Source organism: bacterium (genome assembly GCA_035308905.1).
Classification (GTDB): Bacteria; Sysuimicrobiota; Sysuimicrobiia; order Sysuimicrobiales; family Segetimicrobiaceae; genus DASSJF01.
In genome coordinates this window covers 164,954-188,318 of sequence record DATGFS010000022.1, presented here as the reverse complement: position 1 = coordinate 188,318, position 23,365 = coordinate 164,954, and the positions used below count along the sequence as shown (strand labels likewise).

Here is a 23,365-nt window from a genome sequence, read left to right as displayed (position 1 = left end):
GGCGTGCGGCGGGCCGGTGCAGTCGTCGTACGGCTAATCGCCCGACGACTCGCCGGAGGAAGGACCGGACGCGTCGGACGGGGGACGCCACCTCAAATTCGGATGGCGCGCCGCCGTTACCTCATCGAGCCGGGTGACCGGCGTCTCGTGCGGGGCGGTGCGCACCAGCTCCGAATCCGTTTCCGCCTCGGCCGCGATCGCGAGCATCGCGTCGACGAACGAGTCCAGCGTCTGCAGGCTTTCGGTCTCCGTCGGCTCGATCATGATCGCTTCCTCGACGATCAACGGGAAGTAGATCGTCGGCGCGTGGAAGCCGTAGTCGAGCAGGCGCTTGGCCATGTCCTTCGTCGAGACGTGGTAGCGGTCGCGCTGCCGGCGTCCGGAGAGCACGAACTCGTGTTTGCACACGCGGTCGTACGGCAGGTCGAACGCGCCGCGCAGCCGGCTCAAGAGATAGTTGGCATTGAGGACCGCCATCTCCGCCGCCTCGCGCAGGCCCGCGGCGCCCATCGTCCGCATGTACGTGTACGCGCGCACCAGGTTGCCGAAATTGCCGTAGAACGCGCGCATCTTGCCGATCGTCTTCGGCCGGTTATAGTCGAGGACGAAGCGCTGGCCGTCGCGCTCGACGGTCGGCACCGGCAGATACGGCGCGAGGTGCGCCCGCACGCCGACCGCGCCGGCTCCGGGCCCGCCGCCGCCGTGCGGCGTGGTGAACGTCTTGTGCAAATTCAGATGCATCACGTCGAAGCCTTGATCGCCGGGCCTCGTCACGCCGAGGATCGCGTTGAAGTTGGCGCCGTCGAGGTACAGTTGCGCGCCGACGCCGTGCACCGCGCGTGCGACTTCCTGGATCTGCTCCTCGAAGAGGCCGAGCGTGTTCGGATTGGTGAGCATGAGCGCCGCGACGTCGGGTGACAGCACGCTCTTGAGGGCCTCCAGGTCGATGTTGCCGCGCGCGTCGCTCTTGACCTCGACGACCCGGTAGCCGCACTGCGCCGCGGACGCCGGGTTGGTCCCGTGGGCGGAGTCGGGCACGACGACGGTCGTGCGCCGCTCGCCCTTCTCCTCGAAATACTTGCTGATCATGAGGAGCGAGGTCAGCTCGCCGTGCGCGCCGGCCGCCGGCTGGAACGTCACCCGGTCCATGCCCGTGATCTCGGCCGTCATCCGCTCGAGCTCCCAGAGGAGCGCGAGGGCACCCTGCGCCAGCTCTTCCGGCGCGTACGGGTGCAGGCGCGCGAAGCCGGCCTGCCGCGCGGTGTCCTCGTTGATCTTCGGGTTGTACTTCATCGTGCACGAGCCGAGCGGATAGAATCCCTCGTCGATCGAGAAGTTCCGGCGGCCGAGCGCGGTGTAGTGGCGCACCACGTCCAGTTCGCTGACTTCCGGCAGCGCGGGCTCGGCCGTCCGCCGCACGGCGTCGGGGGCGATCTGGTCGATCGGCACGTCCGGCACGTCGCTCGCCGGAAGGCTGTAGCCGACGCGGCCCCGGGCTCCGCGCTCGAAAATCACCGGCAGGGGCTGGCGGCGAAGGTCCCGCCGCGTCGCGGTTGCGGTCTGGCCCTCTCCGCGGTCGCGCGGGGTCATTGGACCGTCTCCAGATGCCCGACCAGCCGGTCGATCTCTTCCCGCGACCGCCGTTCCGTGACGCAGAGGAGCCAGCAGTCGGCAAGATCCGGATAGAAGCGGCCGAGCGGCAGCCCGCCCAGGATGCCGTGCTCGAGGAGGCGCTTGTTGATCTCCGCCGGCGCCACCGGGCAGCGCACGACGAACTCGTTGAACACCGGTGCCGCAAACGGCAGGCTGTAGCCGGGCACCTGCGCGATGCGCTCGCGCAGGTAGTGGGCCTTGCGCGCGTTCAGTTCGGCGACGTCGCGGACGCCCTGCCGGCCGAGCGTGGCGAGGTACACCGAGGCGACGAGCGCGTTGAGCGCCTCGTTCGTGCAGATGTTGCTCGTGGCCTTGGCGCGGCGGATGTGCTGCTCCCGCGTCTGCAGCGTCAGCACGTACCCGGGCCGACCCTCGGTGTCGACGGTGCGGCCGACGAGCCGGCCCGGGATCCGGCGCACGAACTCCTGCCGGGTCGCCATGATGCCGAGATACGGGCCGCCGTAGTTGAGCGCGTTGCCGAGCGGCTGGCCTTCGCCGGTCACGATGTCCGCGCCGTACTCGCCCGGCGGCTTGATCAGGCCGAGGCTCAGCGGCTCCGCGATCGCCACGACGAGCAGGGCCCCGCGGTCGTGGGCGGCCTGGGCAAGCGCCTGCCCGTCCTCGATGCACCCGAAGAAGTTCGGCGACTGCACGATCACCGCCGCGGTGTCGTCGGTGACCGCCTCGCGCACGGCGTCGGGCGAGGTCACGCCGTCCCGCGCCGGGAGATCCCGCACCGTGATCGGCAGATGGGTTGTGTAGGTGCGCAGGACCTGGCGGTACTCCGGGTGGAGCGCGCTCGAGATCAGGACCTCGCTGCGCTTGGTCACGTCCGCGGCCATCGCCGCGGCCTCGCCGGTCGCGCTCGCGCCGTCGTACATCGAGGCGTTCGCGACGTCCATCGCGAGCAATTCGCACATCATCGTCTGGTACTCGTAGATCGCCTGCAGCTCGCCCTGCATCAGCTCGGCCTGGTAGGGCGTGTAGGCGGTGAGAAACTCCGGCTTCAGCGCAAGATGCGCCACCGTGCTCGGCACGAAGTGGTCGTAGGCGCCGGCGCCGAGGAAGCACGCAAGCCGGTCGCAGTCCACGTTCCGGCCGGCGAGGGCGCTCATGTGGGCCAGCAGGTCGGGATCCGGCATCGCCGGCGGCAGGTCGAGCGGCCGGGTGAGCCGCACGTCGGCAGGAATGTCGGCGAACAGGTCCTCCACGCGGCGCACGCCGGCGCTGCGCAGCATGCGTTCCCGCTCGGCGGGGGTGGCCGGGATGTACTTCACGACGTGGCCTCACCCACCATTGCGGCGTAAGCGGCGGCATCCATCAACTGGTCCAGCTCCTTGGGGTCTTTCGGCTCGACGACGATCATCCACGCCTGGCCGTACGGATCGGTGTTGATCAGCTCGGGCTTCTCGGCGAGGCCCTGGTTGATCTCGACGACCTTCCCGGAGACCGGCGCGTACAGATCGCTCACGGCCTTGACCGACTCGACGACGCCGAACGTCTGCATGAAGGACACCGAGGCGCCCACCTGGGGCAGCTCGACGTAGACGACGTCCGAAAGCTTGTCGGCGGCGAACTTAGTGATGCCGACCCGGACGCCCTTGCCCTCCACTTTGGCCCACTCGTGTTCCTTTGAATAGCGCAGGTCCTTCGGGTACATGCGCGCCCCCTTATGCCGCGCCGCTCTTCGGGCGCGTGTAAAACGGTGTCTTGACGATGGCGGCCGGCACCGCGCGGCCGCGAATCTCGACGGCGATCCGGCTGCCCGGCGCCGCGTGCGACGGCGGCACGAACGCGAGGCCGATGTTCTTCTCCACGGTGGGGCCAAAGCTCCCGCTGGTCACGACCCCCGCGGGCTTGCCGTCGATCGCGACCGGAAACCCGTGGCGCGCGATGGCGCGGTCCTCGAGGACGAAGCCGCACAGGCGGCGCGCGGTGCCTTCGGCTTTCTGCCGCCGCAGCACGTCCGCGCCGGTGAACTCGCCTTTCTGCAGCTTGACGGTCCAGGCGAGCCCCACTTCCATCGGCGTCGTAGTCGTGTCCATGTCGTTGCCGTGGAGCAGGAGCCCGGCCTCGAGCCGGAGCGTGTCCCGTGCGCCCAGCCCGGCCGGCATGATCCCGTCCAGCCTGCCGGCCTCGAGGATCGCTTGCCATAGGTGCACCGCGTCGTTAGCGGCGACGTACAGTTCGAACCCGTCCTCCCCGGTGTAGCCGGTGCGCGAGACGATCGCGCGCCGTCCCGCGACCTCGACGCCTTCCCGGAACCAATAGTACTTGATCAGATCGACCGGCTCGCGGGTGAGCCGCGCCAGGATCGCCGGGGCCCGCGGCCCCTGCAGCGCGAGCAGCGCCGTCTCGGCGGAGACGTCAGCGAGCGTCACGCCGCTCCCGGGCAGGTGCGAGCGCATCCACGCCAGGTCGCCGTCCGTGTTCGCGGCGTTGACGACCGCCATGTACCGCCCGCCGCCCAGGTGATAGACCAGCAGGTCGTCGATGATGCCGCCCTCCGGCGTGCACATCGGCGTGTACATCGCCTGGCCCACCGCGGTGCGGGCGAGATCGTTTGTGACGAGGCGCTGGACGAAGGCGACGGCACCCGGGCCGGAGAGGTTCACCTCTCCCATATGCGAAACGTCGAAAAGCCCCGCGCGCGTCCTGACCGCCCGGTGCTCCTCGATGATCCCGGCGTACTGGACCGGCATGTCCCAGCCGCCGAACGGCACCATGCGGGCGCCGGCGGCGACGTGCACCGCGTGCAGCGGCGTGCGTTTGAGCGTTTCGTCTGCCATCACGACACCTGCGTCCGGGCCCAGGCCCGCTGGAGTGCGTCCACCACTTCCTCGTCGGTCGTCTGGCGGAAGTCCTCGTAAAACTCGCCCACCGCGGCAAACGACGGCGGCCGCAGCGCGCATACCACCCGATCCGCCTCGCGCTCGATCCGCCGGATCGCGTCCGGCGCCCCGACCGGGATCGCGACGATCACCTCGCGGGCGAGCGCGTGGCGCAGCATCCGCACGGTCACGATCACGGTGGCGCCGGTCGCCACCCCGTCGTCGACCACGATCGCGGTCCGGCCGCGGACGTCCGGGTCGGGCCGCGCCCCGCCGTAGGCGATGCGGCGCCGCTCGATCTCGCCGATCTGTGTGTCGATTTCATCGCGCAGGTACGCGTCGGTGATCCTCAGCGCGCGGGCGAGCGCGGCGTCCACGTACACGGTGCCGTCCCCGGTCACCGCGCCGAACGCCAATTCGGGGTTCTGCGGCGCGCGCAGCTTGCGGGGGATCGCCACGTCGAGCGGCCAGTCGTGCGCGCGCACGAGCGCCTCGGCGACCAGCACGCCGCCCCGCGGAATCGCGAGCACCGCTGCGGGACCGAGGGCGAGCGCCCCCAGTTCCCGCGCGAGGTGTTCCCCGGCGTCCCGCCGGTCGCGAAACCGCATCGGCGTCCGGATCCGCTCAAGCCTTGCGTCCGCGCGCAAGGCCGATCGCCTTCTGCTCCTCGTCCGAGAGCTTCTGGGGCGAGATCCCGCCCTCCACCGGCTTGCCGTAGATGCGCGATCCCTGGCGGTCGTTCAGCACGCTGATCACGACGCCGTTCGCCCGCGCGTCGAGGAGCGCCATGCTGAAGCTCATGTTGCCGCCCATCTCCGGGAACGGGTTGAACCGCACGATGCTGACGCTCTGAACCGTGGACGGCAGCGCCGCGGTCACCTGGGCGGCGCCCCGCTCGAGCGCCTCCAGCCGGCGCGCCACCGCGGCGAACTGCTGCTGGATCACCTCGTCCGGCGAGAGCACCTCGGCCGGTTGCTTCGCCCGTCCTCGGGCGAGCAGGACGATAAGCAGAATGGCGGCCGCGCACGCGGCCGCGAGAAGGACATATGCGAGTGTGTCCGGCGAGATGTTCCGGAGGATGTCCAGTCCGTCATCCTCCCTTTAAGAGAGGTCCGGACCGTTTCGTTCGATCCCGCGCGAGGCCTTCCCTTCGGTGCTCTCACGCCTATCGTGTGGAAATGGCGGATCCCATGGAGGCGGATGAAGGACACACGGGCGTCTACGTTCCGTTGGACCCGTTCGTCAACAGAAGGATGCTACTCAGACTACTAAGCTGGAAAATCGTCAAAAGCCCAAGCGATAACCGCCTTCACAACTGGCAACTCGGTACGGGGCCAGTGATCGGCCGCGCGATATGGGGGGAATTCGTGAACCTCTTCAGCCGCTGCCCTAGCGCTTTCGAAGCGCTCCAGCACAATCCTGTCCAAGAACGCTCTGAACTCAGGAATGCGACAAATGATTGCAGCTGGATCACGCTTAGCCGCCAAGTAGCTTAACGCGACACGGCCAATCCAATCCATCATCTCGTCAACGAGATTGTCAGTCCACGGATGAGATCTACCTGCCCCGAAGACACGTTCGACTATGGCTTGCTCGTCCGGGCCTAGCATCAGTTCGGCGACCAAACGGTCGCTCACGGGACACTCTCCAGTCAGTAAAGGATCACTTGACTGTTATAAAAACTGGCCGTTCGGTCACTCAACTTCCATTGGGGGTGCTGCAGTGACACGATTTCTGGCCCTCGTCTCTACGGTTCTAGTGATTGCGATCTTCTCGCTCACCGGGCACACGGTTTCGATGCTGGGAAATGGTACCTCGCTCCACTCTATGGGGGATGACAACGCTGGCGCACACTAGCAAGGATAGCTCAACCGTTCTAATTGGTCGGCTGCAAATCCAATAGACAATAAGCGGGCCGAACGGCCATCTTCTTGTCGCCCGCGCATATTCCAAAGCTGAGACGGGCTCAGTCAGGATTTGAAGCCTCCCCGAAGTATGTTCCTTCAAATCTTGGACTCTCGTACGAGCGAGATTGGACGGTAACGGATGCCGACCCAGGCCGTCCAAAACGGTACATGCTATTGCCGTTGAGATGAGGAACGATCTCGCGCCTCGCAATTCGCTGGCCGGCCGTGGCGCCTTCGGCCCTGAGAGTGCGGATGCCGCTCACTGTAGTGCGCCCAGAACTGAACGCCCTGTCCGCCGGTCGAACTGGCGCCAGCGGACGAGTCTGTTGAACGCTACCGGGCGGCGATGACGCCGGACGAACGTGTTGTGCCTTAAATGGGTCTTGGCAACGTTATGCCTTAGGTGGTTGGGACGCCCGCGGAGCTATTTGACCTTATGATTTCGAGCTCCAATGAACGTCGCGCCCTTCCAAGGACCGCCGTGGCATGTGCGTCCCGACTTGTGGTTTGCGCTGCTGTCTCCTTATCAAGATCAGAGATCACCTTCCGATGAAGATCCACAAGCGCACAGCCGCGGCGACGGTCCACCGATGGATAAAGTGCACTGCCGGCACCACCACAATCCCGGCAACGACCGCCACGACGATCGCATACCACTCAGGGTTGTGTCCTCCCCAAGCCAGGAACGAACCTAAGCACCGACCAACCCACTGAGGCGCCGGCGTATAGCAGACGACGACCGGTGCGATAATCCCCAGCACAACCGCCAGCACGATCATGAGAGCTGCTTGTCACGCTTGTGGATACAGCAATCGCACTGCCTCACCCGGATGATGCTTTGGCCGCCACCGATCGGCTTGAGCGCTCGAACGGCTTTCGAGGATCGGGTTAGGGAGCGTATTTGTCACGTACAATAACCTCGCCGGGTCATTTCGTATTCGACCATCCGGCGTAATTCTGGCTCGGCAAAATATGATGTTAGGATATTCCTGTCCGCCCGGAGAGCATCGTCCCAACTTCCTGCGCTTATGACAGTCTTCCCCGCTACCTTTCGGACGAGCATCTTCCGCAGCCGGTAAGCAAGTAAATCGGCAGCGTGAAGTTGGAGATACTGGTCTTTCGCCGCAAACATAACGGCTCCGAGACGTTGGTGCGGATCGCGCTCCCGCCGAAACTGATTGTAAAGCGCGAACGCAATGTCTTGAAATTCATCCTGTTGCTCGAAAACGAAAAGAGCGTTCTGGCCGGGCGGCATCGGCGGTTTAACATCCTCGTTCAGTACCTGCAACGCTTTCGCAAGGAATACCTGAAAGGAGAAATAGTACGGATGTTGGATATCTGCCCGAAGCCGCGCGGGGACAATTTCGTTGTAGTGCTGAACTTGAAGCAGGCCGGCAGCGCCAAACAGTGCAGTCTCTCGTGTGATTTCAATGAGCCTGAAGACAAAGGCGTCAATGCGCTTCTGCGTCCAGTCGGAGCTAAGAGACAACCCACGCGGCCCAAGTAGGTTCGATGCATGAAACGCCTTGAGTCCTTCATCATCGAGCGCCTTGCGCCACAGGCGACTTAACTCGCCCCAGCGTTCTTGTTCGGCAACGTATCCGGCAACGACAGCCACTTCGGCACCGGGTTGTAGTCCGGTCTCGTCATGCGTGCCGCTCTCATCCGCGTAAGTGTGCAACGCCACGGATACCAACTCCTGAATTAGCGCCAAAGGCCCTGCGGGACCGGCCCTGGAGCCGCCCCGATCATTGTAGACTTTCACGGGTTGGTGGTGCGAGGCTGCACTCGTTGCTGTGCGCATCGTAGGCCGATCTCCGCGAAAGGCGTACCCGTAACATCCAGACGCACCGGCTTCATCGAAAGAGTTCTTCGTCCTGCCCGACAAGCTCTCAGGTAGACTTCTAATTTCTACCTCACGTCAATAATTGTCGAAGGAGCGCACCCGCCGAATCGCCAACAGCAGTAATCAATGGCCGACGCGGCAGCCATTGCGAAATTCGGGAAAGCAGTCAAATCCTATGCACGAGACATCAGCGCCCTTTTTGCGGCTGGTTCGACGACTGAGGCCACGTACTATCCCGCCGTTAAATCTCTGCTCGGCGCGGCTCTTGAGGTTGAAAACCTGCCGTTCGACGTTCGGATTAACACCAGTGAGCAGAAAATCGACGGGGGTGTCAATCTCCCCGATGTTGCGCTCTATGATGGCAGCGGAGAATTTCTTGTCGTTAGCGGTGAGGTGAAACTGCCGGACACCGACCTTCAGCATCTAGCGGTATCAACCGAGAACCAGAATCAGATTGGCCGATACTTGGCGGCCACACGCGCCGTTGTAATCTGTAATCTGCGTTCGTTTGGTCTTGTGACTGTCGCCCCGGAATGGAAGGGCAGCGGTCCCGTTCCACCGGACGGTCGACGTCTGGAACAAGTGGTTGAATTCTGGTCGTCAGTGACGGCATTAAGTCAAGGGAAGCCCATTGAGCCAGCATCGCTCGATTCGCTTATTGACCTGGTTGAAACAGCTGTTACGCGCTACGCGCCCATCGCGGAGCCGCAGTCGCTCGCCCGCATCATGGCGCGTCAAGCGAGACGAGCGAAGGCAGACCTGCCGGACAAATTCACGTCCGCTGTCCGAGATCTACTTGACGACTTCGGCAAGGCCCTCGGTGTGACGTTTGTCGGCCCCGAAGGCGAGGAGTTTTTCAGATCCTCCTTGATCCAGACGGCATTTTACGGACTCTTTGCCGGCTGGGCCCTTTGGTCGCAGGGCAAGCGGACCACGCCTTTCAAATGGGAGGACCTGGCCGACTACCTAAAGATTCCGTTCCTAGGCAGTCTCTTTCACGAATTCCGGCATCCTTCGCGCATCAAGGAACTTCGTCTTGCGAAGCACCTCGACATCGCGACAGAGACATTGGCGCGCGTGGACCATGAGCTTTTCTTCAAACGTTTCCGTCTCCCGACGCTGAAGCACGAGGAACAGCCTGCCGCCACAGCAATCACATACTTTTACGAGCCGTTCCTTGAGGCATTCGACCCCGACCTGCGCAAAGAACTCGGCGTGTGGTATACGCCCACATCAATAATTCGGTACCAAGTCGGCAAAATTGATCGCATCCTTCGCGAGAAATTGGGTTGCACCCGCGGGTTCGCAGACGACAGGGTGGTTGTTCTTGATCCCGCGTGCGGGACGGGAGCCTATCTTGTCGAGGTATTGCGCTATACAGCCGAACAATTAGAAAGAGACGGCGCGGGCGCGACCATTCCGGCACGGCTCTTGGATGCCGTCTGCCGGCGTTTCATCGGCTTCGAGATTCTGACAGCGCCGTTCGTCGTCGCCCAGTTGCAACTGTATCTTCTGCTCGCACGGCTGGGTTCCGCGCCTGACGAAACACATCGCCCTGCGGTGTTCCTAACGAATGCCCTAACCGGCTGGCATGGCCCCGATCAATTGAAGCTGAATTTTCCGGAGCTCCAGGACGAGCATGATGCCGCCAGTCACGTGAAGCGCGACGCAAAGATCATCGTGGTTCTTGGGAACCCACCATATAATCGCTTTGCCGGTGTTCCGTTAGAAGAGGAGGCCGACTTGGTCGATTACTACAAAGGGATTACGAGAAACAATGCAGGCAAACAGATCGGCCAGACTCTCCTCTATTCGCGCTGGGGTGTGCGCAAACATTTGCTGGACGATCTCTACATTCGCTTCTTTCGCCTCGCCGACATTCGAATTGGCGAGAACGCGGAATTTGGGATTGTGAGTTTCATCTCAAACAGCTCCTATCTGGTTGGACGGTCGCATCCAATCATGCGCGAGTCCCTCCTGAGTCACTTTAATGCGATCTGGATTGACAACCTTCACGGCAACCGTCGAGCCAGTGAGCGCACTCCATGGGGCGATTCGTGCGAGACGATTTTCAGCACGGACGAAGTCGGTCCAGGGATCAAGGTCGGGACATGCGTCTCGACAGTGTTGAAGTGCAGCAACGAGCATACCGAACGCGCAAGAGTCTTCATCCGCGATTTTTGGGGGCGTGCCGCAAAAAAGCGAGAAGCGCTGCTGGCCTCTCTCGACATGGAACTCTGGCCTGCCGCTCAACAAGGGGCAGCGGCCAAGAAACCAGAGGGACCGCGCCCTTATGTGGAATTCGCCCCGTCGGAGTCGACAGGCTGGAAGTTTGCTCCTCGGTCACAAGCGGGCTTCGAAGACTGGCCCTCGCTCGAAGACCTCTTCCCAAGGTGGTTTCAAGGCGTCAATCCGAATCGCGGACTCGATGGTAGTGTCATCGACGCGGACCCCAGCGCGCTTGCCGAGCGGATGCTCGACTACTTTTCTGATCTGAGCTTCGACGAACTCCAAAAACGCTACCCCGCCCTCTGCGAGGAACGGGCCGACTACGATCCCAAGCAAACTCGGGAGCGCCTCCGAAAGACTGTAGGCTTCCAGAAGCAGAGGATCGTTCCGTACGTCCTTTTTCCATTCGACGCGCGATGGATCTATTATGAAACGGAAGCGAAATTGTTGAACCGGCCCCGCCCGGAACTTGGTGACAGTCTCGGCGGTAATGAATTTCTCGTCGCCGCGCCACAGCCGCGGCGTGTTTCGGAAAGCCGCCCGCTGATCCTCCGAAGCCTCTTCGATCTGCACCTGCACGATTGGGGCTCCGTGGGCTTCCCTGCTGAGATACGCTCGAATGAGGAAGTCGGCGAGCTGTTCAAGCCGGATGCACAAACTCTCGGACCGGTTGCGAATATGGCTGAGAGCGTGTGGACTGCTCTTCGTGCAAGATGGAAGCTGAAGGGTGATCTGAAAGGCTGGAACGCGAAAACACTGTGCCGGGCTCTCTTTCGCTATTGCTGTGCTATCGCCCACTCACCTCAGTACGAAACTGATAACAAGGACTCTCTGTCGCAGGGCTGGCCGCGCATCCCTATTTCCAAGAACCAGGCTGAATTCGACCACGTGGTGAGCCTCGGAGACCACCTTGCGATCTTGCTCGATCCGTTGTCTGAGGCCGCGACCGCTATCACGGCCCTTATCGGTAAAGAAGCGAAGACGTTCGGTGTTGTTCGTCGGATCGGCGGCGGCGTTGTTAAGCAAGCGGAATTGTTGGTCGAGTATAGCTACTATGGTGCAGCCACGGGACGCTGGGATGAGCGACCGCCGACTGACTCGGAACCCCTTCGCGCCGAATGGGGCACCACGACTGGCGATCTGTACCTTAATGAGAGCGTCTATCTCGCGAATGTTCCCCGTGAGGTCTGGCGATATGAATTGGGCGGTTATCCCGTACTTAAGAAATGGTTAGGTTATCGGCAGGCCAACCGACGCAACAATTCGGCACTGTCGTTGCGGGAGTTGGACGAGTTTCGTGGCATCGTTCTGCGCATTGCCGCTCTCCTATGCCTACGGCCAGCGCTCGATGCGGCCTACGAACGCGTTGCGGCAGACGCGTGGTTACTTGAGGACTTTCAGTTGGCTGGCGACGAACCTGAGCAGCTTCCGGCTAAAGCGTAGGACAAGCTGCGGCGGCCCCCACAATTCCTGATGCCGGAATCCGGTCTCCAACGATTAGCGCCGAGATACTGGCACAGTCCCGCAAAATTGTGATGCATTTCGCGCAACCGGAGAAACATCGGGGACGTTGGCACATCGATTTATCACGATCGATTTAGCTATTAGCGAAGTCAGTTCTTGTCGCTGGGTTCACCTATGCTCGCTGTAAGCTTCGTATCAAGATATCGAAAGCCGGTTCCAACCTAAGCACAAAAGAGCCTTTGGCGTTGGGAAGACCTGTGAGCATTTTGATACGTTCCCATCGTGCCCCAGCCGGAGGATGAGTTTTCGGCAGGGGTGCATTGAGGCGTTGCGCCACGCATTCGCAAAGTTCCAGAAATTTCAATACAAGACCCGGTGCAAAGGCGAGATCGTGCGGTTGCACTCGTCCGACAACCTTGGATGAAAGCCTATCAATGGCATACTGATCGGCCTCGAACTCTTGCCGCTGGGACTTCGTGTATTGGTGCATATTCGGCAACTTGCCAGCAAACGCCGGAGACACCTTGTCAGGCGAGAGGTGGTCCTTCACAACATGTCCGTACTCATGGAGCAGAATGAAGATCTCCATGAGAAGACTAAACAAGATTGTGCTGTTTTCATAACTCTTGAGGCTTGGGAACACGAGCCCCGCCCTATGGTGCAACACATGAGAGAAATCGCCGGTAACCGCGTATTGCGCTAGCCCGATCAGCGCTCCACCGTAAGCCTGCTGTGGGGCATCACGGCAAAACGGTTCCTCGTCCTTCCAAGTCATAAACGCGAGGGCGCAGCGGTAAATGAGAGTGACGTGACGGATGATACCTTGGTTCAAGATGATAACCACTCCGCCTCTCGGGGTTTGAATCGCGCAGGCATTTAATTCCCAACTTGGCAGTAATCCCACGGGTATGCCACGGAGTCGATTTCGGTCGTCTCCAGTGAAGGACAGGGTCTTGTCCTTCAAAAACTGGACAAACCGTCCACGAAACGCTTTATCGAGTGCTCCGGTCTCCTCGGCAATCACCCTAAAGTCTTCGAACTTGTCAGATTCTAAGATGCCAGCTTCTACCAGCTCACGGAATTCGGCCTCGAGATTCGGCAGACTCGCCTGGTGCAATCCCCAGGTTTCAGCTATATATAAGTCGTCCTTAGAGCAAGAGTAAATTTGATCCAAGCACTCATCGTCGGTAGGAAGGTCTCTAACCATTCGCGGTCTCCATTTGGTGGTACGCGCCGTTCACAGCCTCATTCTAAGCCCGGCACGCAAGCAGTCGATCTCTGGCGCCCGGCGTCCCGTTGGTCCTACGCTGCAAGGCCGCAGGATCGGCTGCGGAGTTGACGGCATGCGGCGTCAATCGCGAGCCCCCATTCCGTGGCGCGCCTGATCGCGGCGGTTCGAGTCCGCATGGTCCTTTATTACACCCGACGATAGTGCCCAGGGCTTTCACCTTGCAAAGGAGAACGCAAATCCCCTTGCCATGTATGTCTGTCCGAACTGTTTCGGGGATGAAGAGCTACGCAACTTCATCGAGGGCGCGGCCGCTGCGCTCGAATGCGATTTCTGCGGCGCGCGTAGCGATGTCCCTATCGCCGCGTCGCTGGATGTGGTTGCTGACCATATCGCCGAATATCTACATTTGGAGTACACGGATCCAGCAGATTCCGGGCTGCCCTTTGACTCTGGGGAGGGCGGGTACCAGGGGACCACTTACTCTACGGAGGAGCTGCTGCGTGACGAAATCTCGTTGGAGTTACCTCGCGATCGCGATGGACGCCTCCTCGACGCCCTTGTGCAAGAGATAGATCGCACGCCGGCAAGTGTGGGGTTCTGGGCCGAAGAGGATCCGTTCGGTCTCCCGGAACAGGAGCAACTCCGTCTGAGTTGGGAATCGTTTGCCGAATTTGTGATGCACCAACGGAGATTTTTCTTCCGCCACACGGACCTTCCCGAGCCGGAGTGGTGGGAGACCGAACTGCTGACCCCCGACAAACTGCTCCAGCAGATCGGTGAACGCGCCATCGATGTGGGGCTGATCGCGAAGCTGTCTGCCGGAACCCTGGTTTACCGTGCACGACATCAGCCGGATGGCGCCGTGTATGACACCGAGGAGGCGTTGGGGCCGCCGCCTGCCGAGAGGGCTAGGCAGAATCGGATGAGTCCGGCAGGTATCCCAATGTTCCACGCGGCCGAGGACATCGAGACAGCGGTGGCGGAAGTGTACCGCGAGCCGGGCGATTACGCAGTAGGCGGGTTTGTGACGACGCGTGCAGCTTGGATCCTCGATCTGCATGATGTCCCGGCTGTGCCGAGCTACTTTAGCGAGACTCATGGCTGGGAACGGAAAGCGTTGATGTTCTTGCGTGCGTTCGCCACAGATATCTCCAAACCGATCACCCAAGATGGCCGGGAGCACATCGAATACGCACCGACCCAAGTACTGACCGAGTACTTTAGGACACAGGTCAGGTACGCAGACGCCAGATTAGAAGGCGTCAGCTTTACGAGTTCACGGACCGGCAGGCGGAACTACACGCTCTTTCTATTGAAGGATGATGAGATGAGACCAGAACCGACGGGAACCGATCGGCGAGAAGCATTACTTCGATTCGAGGATCTAAGTGTCGTGCGTCGTCTCGACCGTTAGCGGTACTGCATGATTTTCCGCGTTCCTGTTCTACGGCTGTGGCCGCTGTCTTAGTCCCAGTAGCGCTCGCCCGGCGACGTATGAACTAATGAAGGCGTCGGGATTCGCGAGTGCCATGTCGAGCATCGTCTCGTATCCCGAGTAGCCCGCGTCATCAAGTACATGCGCCATGAATTCCCTGGCGACCGCCGCGTTCGCTATCCCAGCATCGACCTCCGCATCGTGTATGACGCGTTGCCCAGCGCTGCCCTCCTCCAGTTGTGGCGTGAGGCCGGTCACTCCGATGGACGTCCAGCCGTTCAAAGCGAGCGTTACTGTTCCCTCCCGCACAACCGGGTAGACAGCTCCGGCGTCGTTGCCTCGGAGGCTCCGCAATGCGACAAGGGTTTCGCCGAGCACCCAGTCCCACTCCGCGACCGTGGCCGCTAACTTACGGATTTTGACAACCGCCATGCCGACCGCGTAGAACAGGGCGGTATCTCTGCTCGGACCATGGCGAAACTCAATCTGCCGATAGCGGGACGACACGCGGAGTTCGTGGTAAGCACCGAGGCACCATGCTGCTGCTTTCCGCAACGCTTCTCGTTCGGGCGCGCCGAACCCATTCGCCGGCGCTGGGTACCGCATGGCGGCAGTCAACGTTATGACACCATCCGTCGACAAGGCCATGTCAAGGTCGGCACGTAGCGGCTCATACAAACCTTCGAGGTCTGATGCCCGCTGGGGCCTGTGAATTAGGAGTTCCTCGAGCTGCTCGATGGTCGCAGGGATATTCTGATCTCCGACCCGCATCAGCACACCTTTCTCATCGTGACGTAGAATTCGGGGTCGGGTGTGCCTGTCAATTCGAATAAACAGGACGTACCTGCCGGCGTGGTCAGGAATCGCCAGCGGTTTGATCTTAGGAAGGTAGTCTCCCCCGTACGCCGCCCGGCACATGCTCATAAACGCGTCTTCTGCCGACGCTTGCACACCGGTCGGCGGCCATCCCATGCCCTTGGTCCGTTGGCCTGCCACGACCTCTTCCGGCACACCAACGAGGATCAGGCCGCCGTCAGTATTGACCATGGCGACCACGGTTTCTACCACGCGCTGGTCCATAGGTTGCTTGAAGTCTAGCCGCGGACTTTCGCGCGGCTGCGTTCGGCGGAACGCTTCCAGATCTTCGAATTCGATCTGGTCCATCGGCTTTGTGTATAAGTCCAAGTTCCGGTCGTCTGGCACGGATTGTCCCTTTCAGCGGTCCGACGTCGCCCGGAGAACGATGCCGTATACGATACTAGAGCCAGGCGAACTTCACAACGACGGCCTCGTGCTTGCCCAAACGCGGCCGTTGCACGGTGCACCCCGCCGGGCTGTCCGCTGAGAAACCGTCCGCCGTTTGTATCGCCTAGCCAGGCGGCGTCAAGCCGTTTCGATTTGCGCGGAGAGTGCCGCGACAGTCTCGGGCCCCAACCATCGAGTATTAATTAATCGGACAATTGTTTGCGCCGCAAGAGATAGTTGTTGGCGTACCTCAAGATCACTCATCCTAGGCGAAACCACTATGAGGCGGAGACTCTTATTTCGGTTACATGCATCGCTCACCACACTGACGATTGCCTCGTCTCTTAAGGAACATCCGACAATGATAAGGACATCCGATTCCATTAACCGGTCAGAAAAGGAACTAATGAGCGAGAAAAACGGCTGCCTGTACCACTGCTTCGTCGCTACCGGGTAGACGACTAACGTCTCCGGGGGCACTCGCCCCTTCGTCGCGGTAGCGATAGGTTGTCGATGCTCATCAAGTGTCCAGTCGAGGGAGCCATGCATCTTACCGAGGATAAGTTTCGGTCTTCCACTGCCATTTAAGTCTAGTCCTCTCCATCTGCCAGTGTGATCAAAGCCGCGCTCAAGGACCCACTGTGACCCGTTTAGAGCATCTTCGAGGACCAGATCGTAATTCAGCGAGAAACAGTAAGCTCTTGATTCGTCATCCAAGAGCAAGTGAAGGAACTCAAGGAACATGTTACGCGCTTGGTCAGAGTCAACAGTGGCCAAGCGAGTAAGCATGAATTCCTTCAGATCGTTGAAAATCGCGCGGGCTTCATTGGGTACGTATTTCCAAGTCCACTCCTTATTGCTCTCGTGGCTGAGAACGAAGTCTATGAGCGGATTATCGGATGTGTACCACTCACGAAAACGTCCTGCAGAGTGGCCCTGTGTCTTGAAGCCGACCTGCTCATCCAAGTAGTGCCTCGCCCTCACCCACGGATAGTGTAAGGATCCAACGCCCAGTTCGATACCAAATGACGTTCCGGTCGGTCGCTCTTGTTCGGACAGGTCTTGGAGTATCGTAAGCAGTCCCTCAAGATCGTGTTGAGGAGTCGCGTGCCCTGGATGGCCCCAACCTCGGAGAATCCAGTGTGCCAACGGAAGCTGCGATTGTTCGTCTTTACGGTCCAACCATTCGTCTACAAATGCCCACATCGTCGGCAAACCACAACTAGCTGATGCGCCGGCTCCCAACAGGGCGGTCAGATTCTTGTGCATTAGCTTTCACCTCTTGAGAGTTCTCAACACGAGACACGCCAGCGGAATCAGACAGACTTTGGCACGCGTGACCTATTCAAGGGTTTCTTTCCGCTTCATCAACCCCGGGTAGATCGCTTCCACATCATTCACTGCGCCCAGGTGTTCCGGGGGTGGAGAGGGTCAAGATGGTTCCCTGCTGGGCGGGGGAGCTCCTGTTCTATCTCGGGCTTTCAATTGTCGTGTTTCTCTTGGGACGGACCGGCGTCACCTCCGCAGAGGAGTCGAACTGCGGTAGTTCTTGAAATCACAAAACGAAGAGGCGAGCCGAATGGGTCGGGTGCCCACGCAGAAATGGTACGAACTGGATGGAACGGGAAAACGACTCGTCACTATTCCGAGCGCCTGTTTAGTCGTCGCGTACGCGACGGTGTTCTTGACCGCCCCAATTAGGCTATTCGCGCTCTCGCTCATCGGGCTAATCCCAGTGGCTCTCGGCTACATCGGGCTCGTGTTTCGCCCCTCGTTTGAAGGCGTAGTTGATCCCGTCGCAGATGATTTCATTGTGAGAATGGAATGAAGTTCAGCGACAAATTCTTGACCCCTCTGCGTGCCGAGACCTCGAGCACCGCCGGCGACCGGCCCGTACGGTTTTTCACTAGGGGAGAGAACGGCGATCAAGCGTTTGCTGAAAAGTACTTACCATCTCAACAGGTTCAAGACCGACCACGAGATTGATTGAGAGAGCTCGTCTATCTTAGAGGGACAATCTGCGAATTCCCAGGGACGTCAGTTTGTTTTGCGCCCCTCAGCAACACAGCGAACTCGCCACGTCGTACGCGTTCGAGATCGGCGTCGTGGAGACCGTACGAAATCGCCGGTTGGTCGGTCTCCGCCACGAGGACGATCGGCGTGGTGAGAACATCGTCCACATAGAGGTTGAGGAAGTACAGTCCATGCGACGGGATCACGATTTCACACTGCCCGTGAATTGTCGTGAAAACATAGCTTGAGGAAGAGGTGACGTGGGCGGTCGTTATTGGCGTTACCTGACGACTCGCTGCGTTTACGAGGTCGACTCGAATCGTATGCGCGCCGGCTGGCATGAAAAAGGCGCCCGCGAGCATCGCTGGAAATCGCAGGGGATACGAGCGCCAATAAACCACCATCAATTCACCCTCAAAGCGCAGGCGGGTGCCGTCAGCTATGCAGTTGTGGCAGATCGTCCAGTACACGACTTTGGATTCGCGTGACTCTTCTATTACAGCGTCGACGCAAGCTCGCTGCTGTTCAAGGAGCGCCCTGTTCAACGTCGCGGGATTCTGAGAAGGTGCCTCTTGCGTGAACTCGTGCGGCATTTCGCCAAAGTACAGGGGACGGCGCCCAAGAGTGTGCCCGTCAATGCTGAACTCCAAGAACGCCGGGCCGGGCCCCTGAATGCTCGCGGTCAGCACCCTTTCCAACTGAACATCCTCAGTCGCGTATAGAACGTTGACCGTCTCCGAGAGAAGCGACTGACGTTCATCTCCGCGAACCAGCACGAATGTCGCCTCGCGTTGACCCACGGGGCCCCAAAAACGGGCCGAGACCATGAAGGTAACGCGCGCGGGGTATTCACTTGACGCGAGTGCAGTGAAGACGCCGTTGAATTCCGTCGAGCCCGCATCTCGGTCGACGGTGAGACAGGTGAGGAACCGGGTGAGGTTCCACTTGAGTATGGGCGCGGAGACAGCGGGAGCATAGTCGTGCACCCGGCGCGGGACGGGCGGCCCTGACAACAGGGCCGCAGGTTCCGTGACGGCAATTTGATCGCCGGATGTTAGATCTGTCTGAATCCATCGTCCGGACACCATCTCCATAGTCCGAGCTGGCGATGCGGACCCTCGAGGGTCGACCGTCATGAATCCGTAGCGAAGAGGCTGAATCCCGCTCTGCGTGAGTGCCACCACTTGCGGCAGTCCGCCCACAGTCGGCACGCCGATCCGTGAAAGCTCGTCCATGAGTTCCCACAGCAGCGAGTCGGTCCGGTCCTTGAGGCCGGGGAGGCCGGCCAACGTTGGATAGACGACCGCAAGGCGGGACTCGACGACATCTCCGGATCCCAGCACCTTGTAGCCGCTTGCTAATTCATGCCCGACGAACGTCGGCGAGGCAAACCACCACGTAAGCACTGCCCCGGAATCCGTGACACCGCCCAGCATCAGGGCGACGGATGGCTTGTGGCCCGTACGACTCACGTAAACCCCGTAGTAGTACTTAGCTACGCGCGGGATGTCCGCGGCAAGTTTCCGCACCGTCCGCAGGCGTGGCTTTGCTCGCAATCGCTTGCGAATCTCGTTGATAATGAGACCGGCAGCACCGACGCCGCCGGCGTAGCCGATGGCGGAGCGCGGACCGAGCGGAAGTATCTTCTGAAGTGTGTCTTGAGAAACACTCGGCTTTGTCGGCGTTGTGGCGCGCTGCCAGACTGCGCGACTATCGGCGAGCATGATCGCGCCTTCGGGGACCCGGCACGTGAGAATGATAGTCATAAGGTTCAGCTGCTAACGTTGATGGTTCATCGGCGGTTTGCCGATTTTGGAAAGCGTAATCCCTCCGGACGGTTTGGTCAAGGCGCCTCGCTGACAGCTCAAAGTACACCCCAGGTCACGGACGGATGCAAGAGCCTTCGTGGCCTGAGCTTGCGCAAAGACAGGGGGTAGCGCACACCGAAGGAACACCCACCCTCCCACTCCCCCCTAGGCAACGGCAACGGACGGCTGTACGATCGTATCCAACATATCCTGTCGGGGAGATTCGACCGTGAGCCAGCTAAGCGTGGCCACAGATCTCGAGCACATCAACGAATTCCGGCGGCTCCACCGTCCGCCACTGACTCTCGCTGCCATGCACCCCCCAGTGGGCAACCCCAACGGCGACCACCTCGACGCCCTTCTCGAAACCGAGGACCACAGCGCCCGCATCGCTGTCGAAGTGACCCGCGTTTACCGCGGGGACCGTGCCTCGGGAGAGGCCAAGATCGAGGAGCAACTCCTCGGCCGGTGGTACACGTGGCTCCGAGACGTGGCCGTCACGTGCCTTGGAGCACGCGGGTATCGCGTCACGTTCACCATCTATCAAACCGTCGGGCTCATCGATTCAGTACCGTTGATTAAGGAGTTTCTGAGATCCTCTGGAGACCAGACGGCGGTAAGGACCGCCATCGAGCGAGCCCTTCGAACGGCCGAGCGAGACCGCCGGGCCGCCATGATTGGTGTGCGTGAACAGGATCCCACGCCGCTCTTCCGCTGGGCGAGCCATGTGTACGTGGAGCTAATCACTCCCGCGGCGTCGACTGAGGTTGAATACAAGTTTAAGGAACCAGTGCCAGGGGGCGATGCGTACGAGTGGCGGACTCCGATTCCAAGGGTCTTCTGGACGGATACACGATCGCTTATCGATGCGATCGCCGACAAGCAGGCGAAGCTTGACCGGTACCGCAAGCTGGCTGAGGCATCTGGTGCAGGAGCGCTTTCGCTGCTACTGGTCGTGGAAGAGTCCTGTGCCTGGGACCTAATCGGAGCCTTGCGTGGCGATAGGAGCGAGGAGTTCCGCGCGGCCTTGGCGGCGCACCCTCAGTTCGACGAAGTGTATGTGCTGACCAAAGGGCCGTGGCTGCCGGAGGGCTGGGACTTCAAGCGTGATGGTCTCCACAATGCAAGCGGGCCGATTTGGAAACTTGAGCGGCTGTGGCCTCTGCCGCAGCAAGGGCCGGCTGGCGCTCGCCAGAACCAGGCGCAGTCCTAGGATGCTAAGGCTTCGCTCCGAAGATCTCAACGATGGTTGAGTCTTCGTCGGACCGTGGCTCTCCGGCCACTTGGACGATCCGGACGTAATCAATCGTGTCGTAGGCGAAAAGGCCAACCTCGGGGTAGGCCGATCGATCTTTTCCAATTTGGTCTTTCGAAAAAGCATCCACAACGAGTTTCGGTATGTTCTCTATATCCCAATCGTCACCACGTTTGCGAGTGTACAGTCTAAGAGCCCACCAACGAGCCGGTGGAATATTGAGAGGGAAGCTTGGCGCAACAGCGCGGCGAATTTCCTCCCTCTTCTCGCGATCGGAGCCGCCCCAAGTGTGGGCATACGGTATCTTGGCACAGAGGAATTTGAAGTAAGAATCCGTATCGTCAAGGGTCCACGCTTTCATCTTCATCCTCCCACGTCGCTGAGACACTTAAGACTGCGCAGCAGGATCGGCAGACTGACTTGCTTCTGCTACGTGGCGGCGAGACCTACAGATCTACAAAGAGCATTAATTAAGCGCATCTGCTCGATCGTATCGGCCCGATTCGAGGAGCCGAGGACTTGCCACAACGAACGCCAAGCACATCGCGGGCGCAACCGCGACGTTGAGGCGGTTGCGGGAGAAGAGAAACTCTAGGTTGCGGGGCACGTCCTCGGCACTCGACGTGGCCATGGAACAGAAAACAATAGGCGCTTCGCGTCTCTTCCGTGAACACGTCACTCGCCCATACTATATTGTTGCCCAAGGCAGCGTTAGGGGTCTATCATCTGTGACATGTCTACTTTCCAGTCTCCGCGCGATGGGGTGATGTCGGCCGGTTAGTGATCTTTTACTCGAAATTTGGTGCGGCACCGACCAATCAGTCCACATTTGCGGTCATGGTGTCGACCGTGGCGGTGCATTAGAAATCGGTTTATTCATGGCGATGCGAACTTCTTGAGCGTTCTTTTCGGCGGCTGCGGTAGTTTGGTGCATGATAACCTTCATAGCAAAACCCTTGTCCGCGAAACCACTCTTAGAGAGGGTGATTGTGTAGGTAGAAGTCCAGGAGTCCGCTGACTCACCGGGCTTGTTCACGTGGTCGCTGTCGCCGCATATCTTCATATAGAGAGTAGTCGCTGCGTTCTGCATTGTGGTACCAAAATATGCGTGATCGCTTCCATATACGAATGCCCCTGTTGGATCGGACCAAATCTGAGCCACCGCATACCAATCTAATGTCTTCAAACCTATTGCGTTACCGTTATTATCACGGTACACTTGGCCAGCCCGATCGAGTTGCGTGCCAGGAAATGATTTGGCAGGGCACTCCAGATCTTGCGGCCCAAATCGATCCTTCGATACCACCAACTTGACCCGGTGAGCGTCCCACTCGCAGGGGTGCTTGGTTTTCTCCCATTCTTTCAGCGTTTTCCAGTATTCAGAAACTTTTGCTTCGAGAGCGGCGGGTCCAAGATCGATCAGTTCCGTCATCGACCTCGTCTTATCAATCTCGGCCGGTACCATTACAATGCGGCCGAGTTCGCAATCGGCCGCAGGCAAAGCATCGTGCCATTCATCTAGCGCTTCGGTTACCTGATTTGCCAGGAAGTCCTTGATGGTCTGATTCGCATCAATGGCATCCTTGTTGGCTTTGACAACCGCCGCAATCGTCGCTACCGTGAAATTGTATAGACTTCCGCCGAGGGCCGAGAAACGGAAAATTCTCGCCGGCACATTTTGTACTGACGCAGAGGGACCGGTGAGCGCTACAATGTTTGTTAGTGTGGCACTGCCAAGAGTGGAAGATCCCGAAGAGAAAGTAATAGGTCCTAGATCTCTTGACGTTAACACCCCGACAGGGTCGTCGACATACCGGCCGCCGTCGATTTCAGCATCCCGGCGAAGAAAGAGATAGTAACGAATGAGATGTTTCAGTGGTTCGTCGTGCGTTCTTTCGATATTCTTGGGGTCGTTAGGATCAACAGGTTCATCGGGTTGTGCGAGAGCAAGGAAATCTTGCAGCGACACCGGCGGGAGTTTTCCGAATTGCAATCGTATCTGTCTCAGTGTGCTACTAATCGGAACTGAGCATCCAGTAATTAGTAACGCAAGCAGCAGTGGCAGTAGAGTTCGCGCAATTCTGAAAGAAGAAATCCGACGCGCCATCCAGCATCCCCCCGATGGAATGGAACGGACTGTCGGTTTTCAATAGAGATTAAGCGAAACTTAACTACAATATTTAGGGTGATTTTTCTTTGTCGTCGACGAAATCCTCCTGCTTAGGGAGTGGCTGCGTCGCAGCCTCGCCTAGTGCGGGCACCAAAATGCTGCACCGCCGGCTCACCTCCCCTAAGGAGGGCTACTCGACCACGAACTATGGGCAGCGGCTAATGGCATGGCGGATCTGGAAGGCGCTTACGAGCAAATCGATAAGCGCCTGGGGTTTCTCGAGGGCGCCTCGGTTCTCCAGGGGCGGCTGTTCGCCATCTTCGTGGCGAGGTGCGTGG

General features: G+C 60.0%; 18 protein-coding genes. 3 read left to right on the top strand and 15 right to left on the bottom strand.

All coding sequences use genetic code 11. The features are described 5' to 3' along the window. Positions 1-33: 33 nt before the first annotated feature. The 9 genes from gcvPB to VKT83_06145 form a co-directional block, all read right to left on the bottom strand. On the bottom strand, positions 34-1,590 hold the full coding sequence (gcvPB, locus tag VKT83_06185; GenBank protein ID HLY22040.1) for an aminomethyl-transferring glycine dehydrogenase subunit GcvPB: 1,557 nt from the start codon (positions 1,588-1,590) through the stop codon (positions 34-36). Then, positions 1,587-2,930 (bottom strand): aminomethyl-transferring glycine dehydrogenase subunit GcvPA, encoded by a 1,344-nt coding sequence (gcvPA, locus tag VKT83_06180; protein ID HLY22039.1) that lies wholly within the window; start codon positions 2,928-2,930, stop codon positions 1,587-1,589. Before gcvPA ends, gcvPB begins: the two co-directional genes overlap by 4 nt. Beyond that, positions 2,927-3,313 carry a glycine cleavage system protein GcvH gene (gene gcvH, locus VKT83_06175; protein ID HLY22038.1) on the bottom strand — a complete coding sequence of 129 codons (387 nt, stop codon included), beginning with the start codon at positions 3,311-3,313 and terminating at the stop codon, positions 2,927-2,929. Before gcvH ends, gcvPA begins: the two co-directional genes overlap by 4 nt. A gap of 10 nt (positions 3,314-3,323) precedes the next feature. Continuing rightward, positions 3,324-4,442 carry a glycine cleavage system aminomethyltransferase GcvT gene (gene gcvT / locus VKT83_06170; protein HLY22037.1) on the bottom strand — a complete coding sequence of 373 codons (1,119 nt, stop codon included), beginning with the start codon at positions 4,440-4,442 and terminating at the stop codon, positions 3,324-3,326. Beyond that, entirely contained in the window at positions 4,442-5,092 is a 651-nt protein-coding gene (locus VKT83_06165; protein HLY22036.1) for a phosphoribosyltransferase family protein, read from the bottom strand. Before VKT83_06165 ends, gcvT begins: the two co-directional genes overlap by 1 nt. Before the next feature lie 16 nt (positions 5,093-5,108). Further along, entirely contained in the window at positions 5,109-5,447 is a 339-nt protein-coding gene (locus VKT83_06160; GenBank protein ID HLY22035.1) for a DUF4446 family protein, read from the bottom strand. 305 nt (positions 5,448-5,752) lie between these two features. After that, the gene (locus VKT83_06155; GenBank protein ID HLY22034.1) at positions 5,753-6,121 is read right to left on the bottom strand and encodes a hypothetical protein; all 369 of its coding nucleotides are present in this window, start codon (positions 6,119-6,121) and stop codon (positions 5,753-5,755) included. 809 nt (positions 6,122-6,930) lie between these two features. Next, positions 6,931-7,170, bottom strand: a complete 240-nt coding sequence (locus VKT83_06150; GenBank protein ID HLY22033.1) for a hypothetical protein — start codon at positions 7,168-7,170, stop codon at positions 6,931-6,933. Positions 7,171-7,295: 125 nt separating this feature from the next. Further along, positions 7,296-8,078 (bottom strand): hypothetical protein, encoded by a 783-nt coding sequence (locus VKT83_06145; protein HLY22032.1) that lies wholly within the window; start codon positions 8,076-8,078, stop codon positions 7,296-7,298. Between the two features lie 285 nt (positions 8,079-8,363). Here VKT83_06145 and VKT83_06140 point away from each other — a divergent pair, with 285 nt between their 5' ends. Continuing rightward, positions 8,364-11,909 (top strand): type ISP restriction/modification enzyme, encoded by a 3,546-nt coding sequence (locus VKT83_06140; protein ID HLY22031.1) that lies wholly within the window; start codon positions 8,364-8,366, stop codon positions 11,907-11,909. 193 nt (positions 11,910-12,102) lie between these two features. On the opposite strand, the gene VKT83_06135 is transcribed toward VKT83_06140, so the two are convergent. Continuing rightward, entirely contained in the window at positions 12,103-13,137 is a 1,035-nt protein-coding gene (locus tag VKT83_06135) for a hypothetical protein (protein ID HLY22030.1), read from the bottom strand. Between the two features lie 271 nt (positions 13,138-13,408). Here VKT83_06135 and VKT83_06130 point away from each other — a divergent pair, with 271 nt between their 5' ends. Beyond that, a complete protein-coding gene (locus VKT83_06130) occupies positions 13,409-14,575 on the top strand; it encodes a HEPN-associated N-terminal domain-containing protein (GenBank protein ID HLY22029.1) in 1,167 nt (388 codons plus the stop codon). Between the two features lie 30 nt (positions 14,576-14,605). Here VKT83_06130 and VKT83_06125 read toward each other — a convergent pair whose 3' ends face one another. The 3 genes from VKT83_06125 to VKT83_06115 form a co-directional block, all read right to left on the bottom strand. Next, positions 14,606-15,760, bottom strand: coding sequence for an ATP-binding protein (locus VKT83_06125; protein ID HLY22028.1), 1,155 nt, complete (start codon positions 15,758-15,760; stop codon positions 14,606-14,608). Between the two features lie 219 nt (positions 15,761-15,979). Continuing rightward, positions 15,980-16,807 carry an SIR2 family protein gene (locus VKT83_06120; protein HLY22027.1) on the bottom strand — a complete coding sequence of 276 codons (828 nt, stop codon included), beginning with the start codon at positions 16,805-16,807 and terminating at the stop codon, positions 15,980-15,982. Positions 16,808-17,841: 1,034 nt separating this feature from the next. After that, positions 17,842-19,578, bottom strand: a complete 1,737-nt coding sequence (locus VKT83_06115) for a hypothetical protein (protein ID HLY22026.1) — start codon at positions 19,576-19,578, stop codon at positions 17,842-17,844. Positions 19,579-19,891: 313 nt separating this feature from the next. On the opposite strand from VKT83_06115, the gene VKT83_06110 reads away from it, so the two are divergent. Then, positions 19,892-20,875, top strand: a complete 984-nt coding sequence (locus VKT83_06110) for a hypothetical protein (GenBank protein HLY22025.1) — start codon at positions 19,892-19,894, stop codon at positions 20,873-20,875. Between the two features lie 4 nt (positions 20,876-20,879). On the opposite strand, the gene VKT83_06105 is transcribed toward VKT83_06110, so the two are convergent. Beyond that, positions 20,880-21,278, bottom strand: coding sequence for a hypothetical protein (locus VKT83_06105; GenBank protein HLY22024.1), 399 nt, complete (start codon positions 21,276-21,278; stop codon positions 20,880-20,882). Between the two features lie 474 nt (positions 21,279-21,752). Beyond that, positions 21,753-22,886: a hypothetical protein gene (locus VKT83_06100; protein ID HLY22023.1), complete on the bottom strand. Its 1,134-nt coding sequence runs from the start codon at positions 22,884-22,886 to the stop codon at positions 21,753-21,755. Between the last annotated feature and the right edge of the window lie 479 nt (positions 22,887-23,365).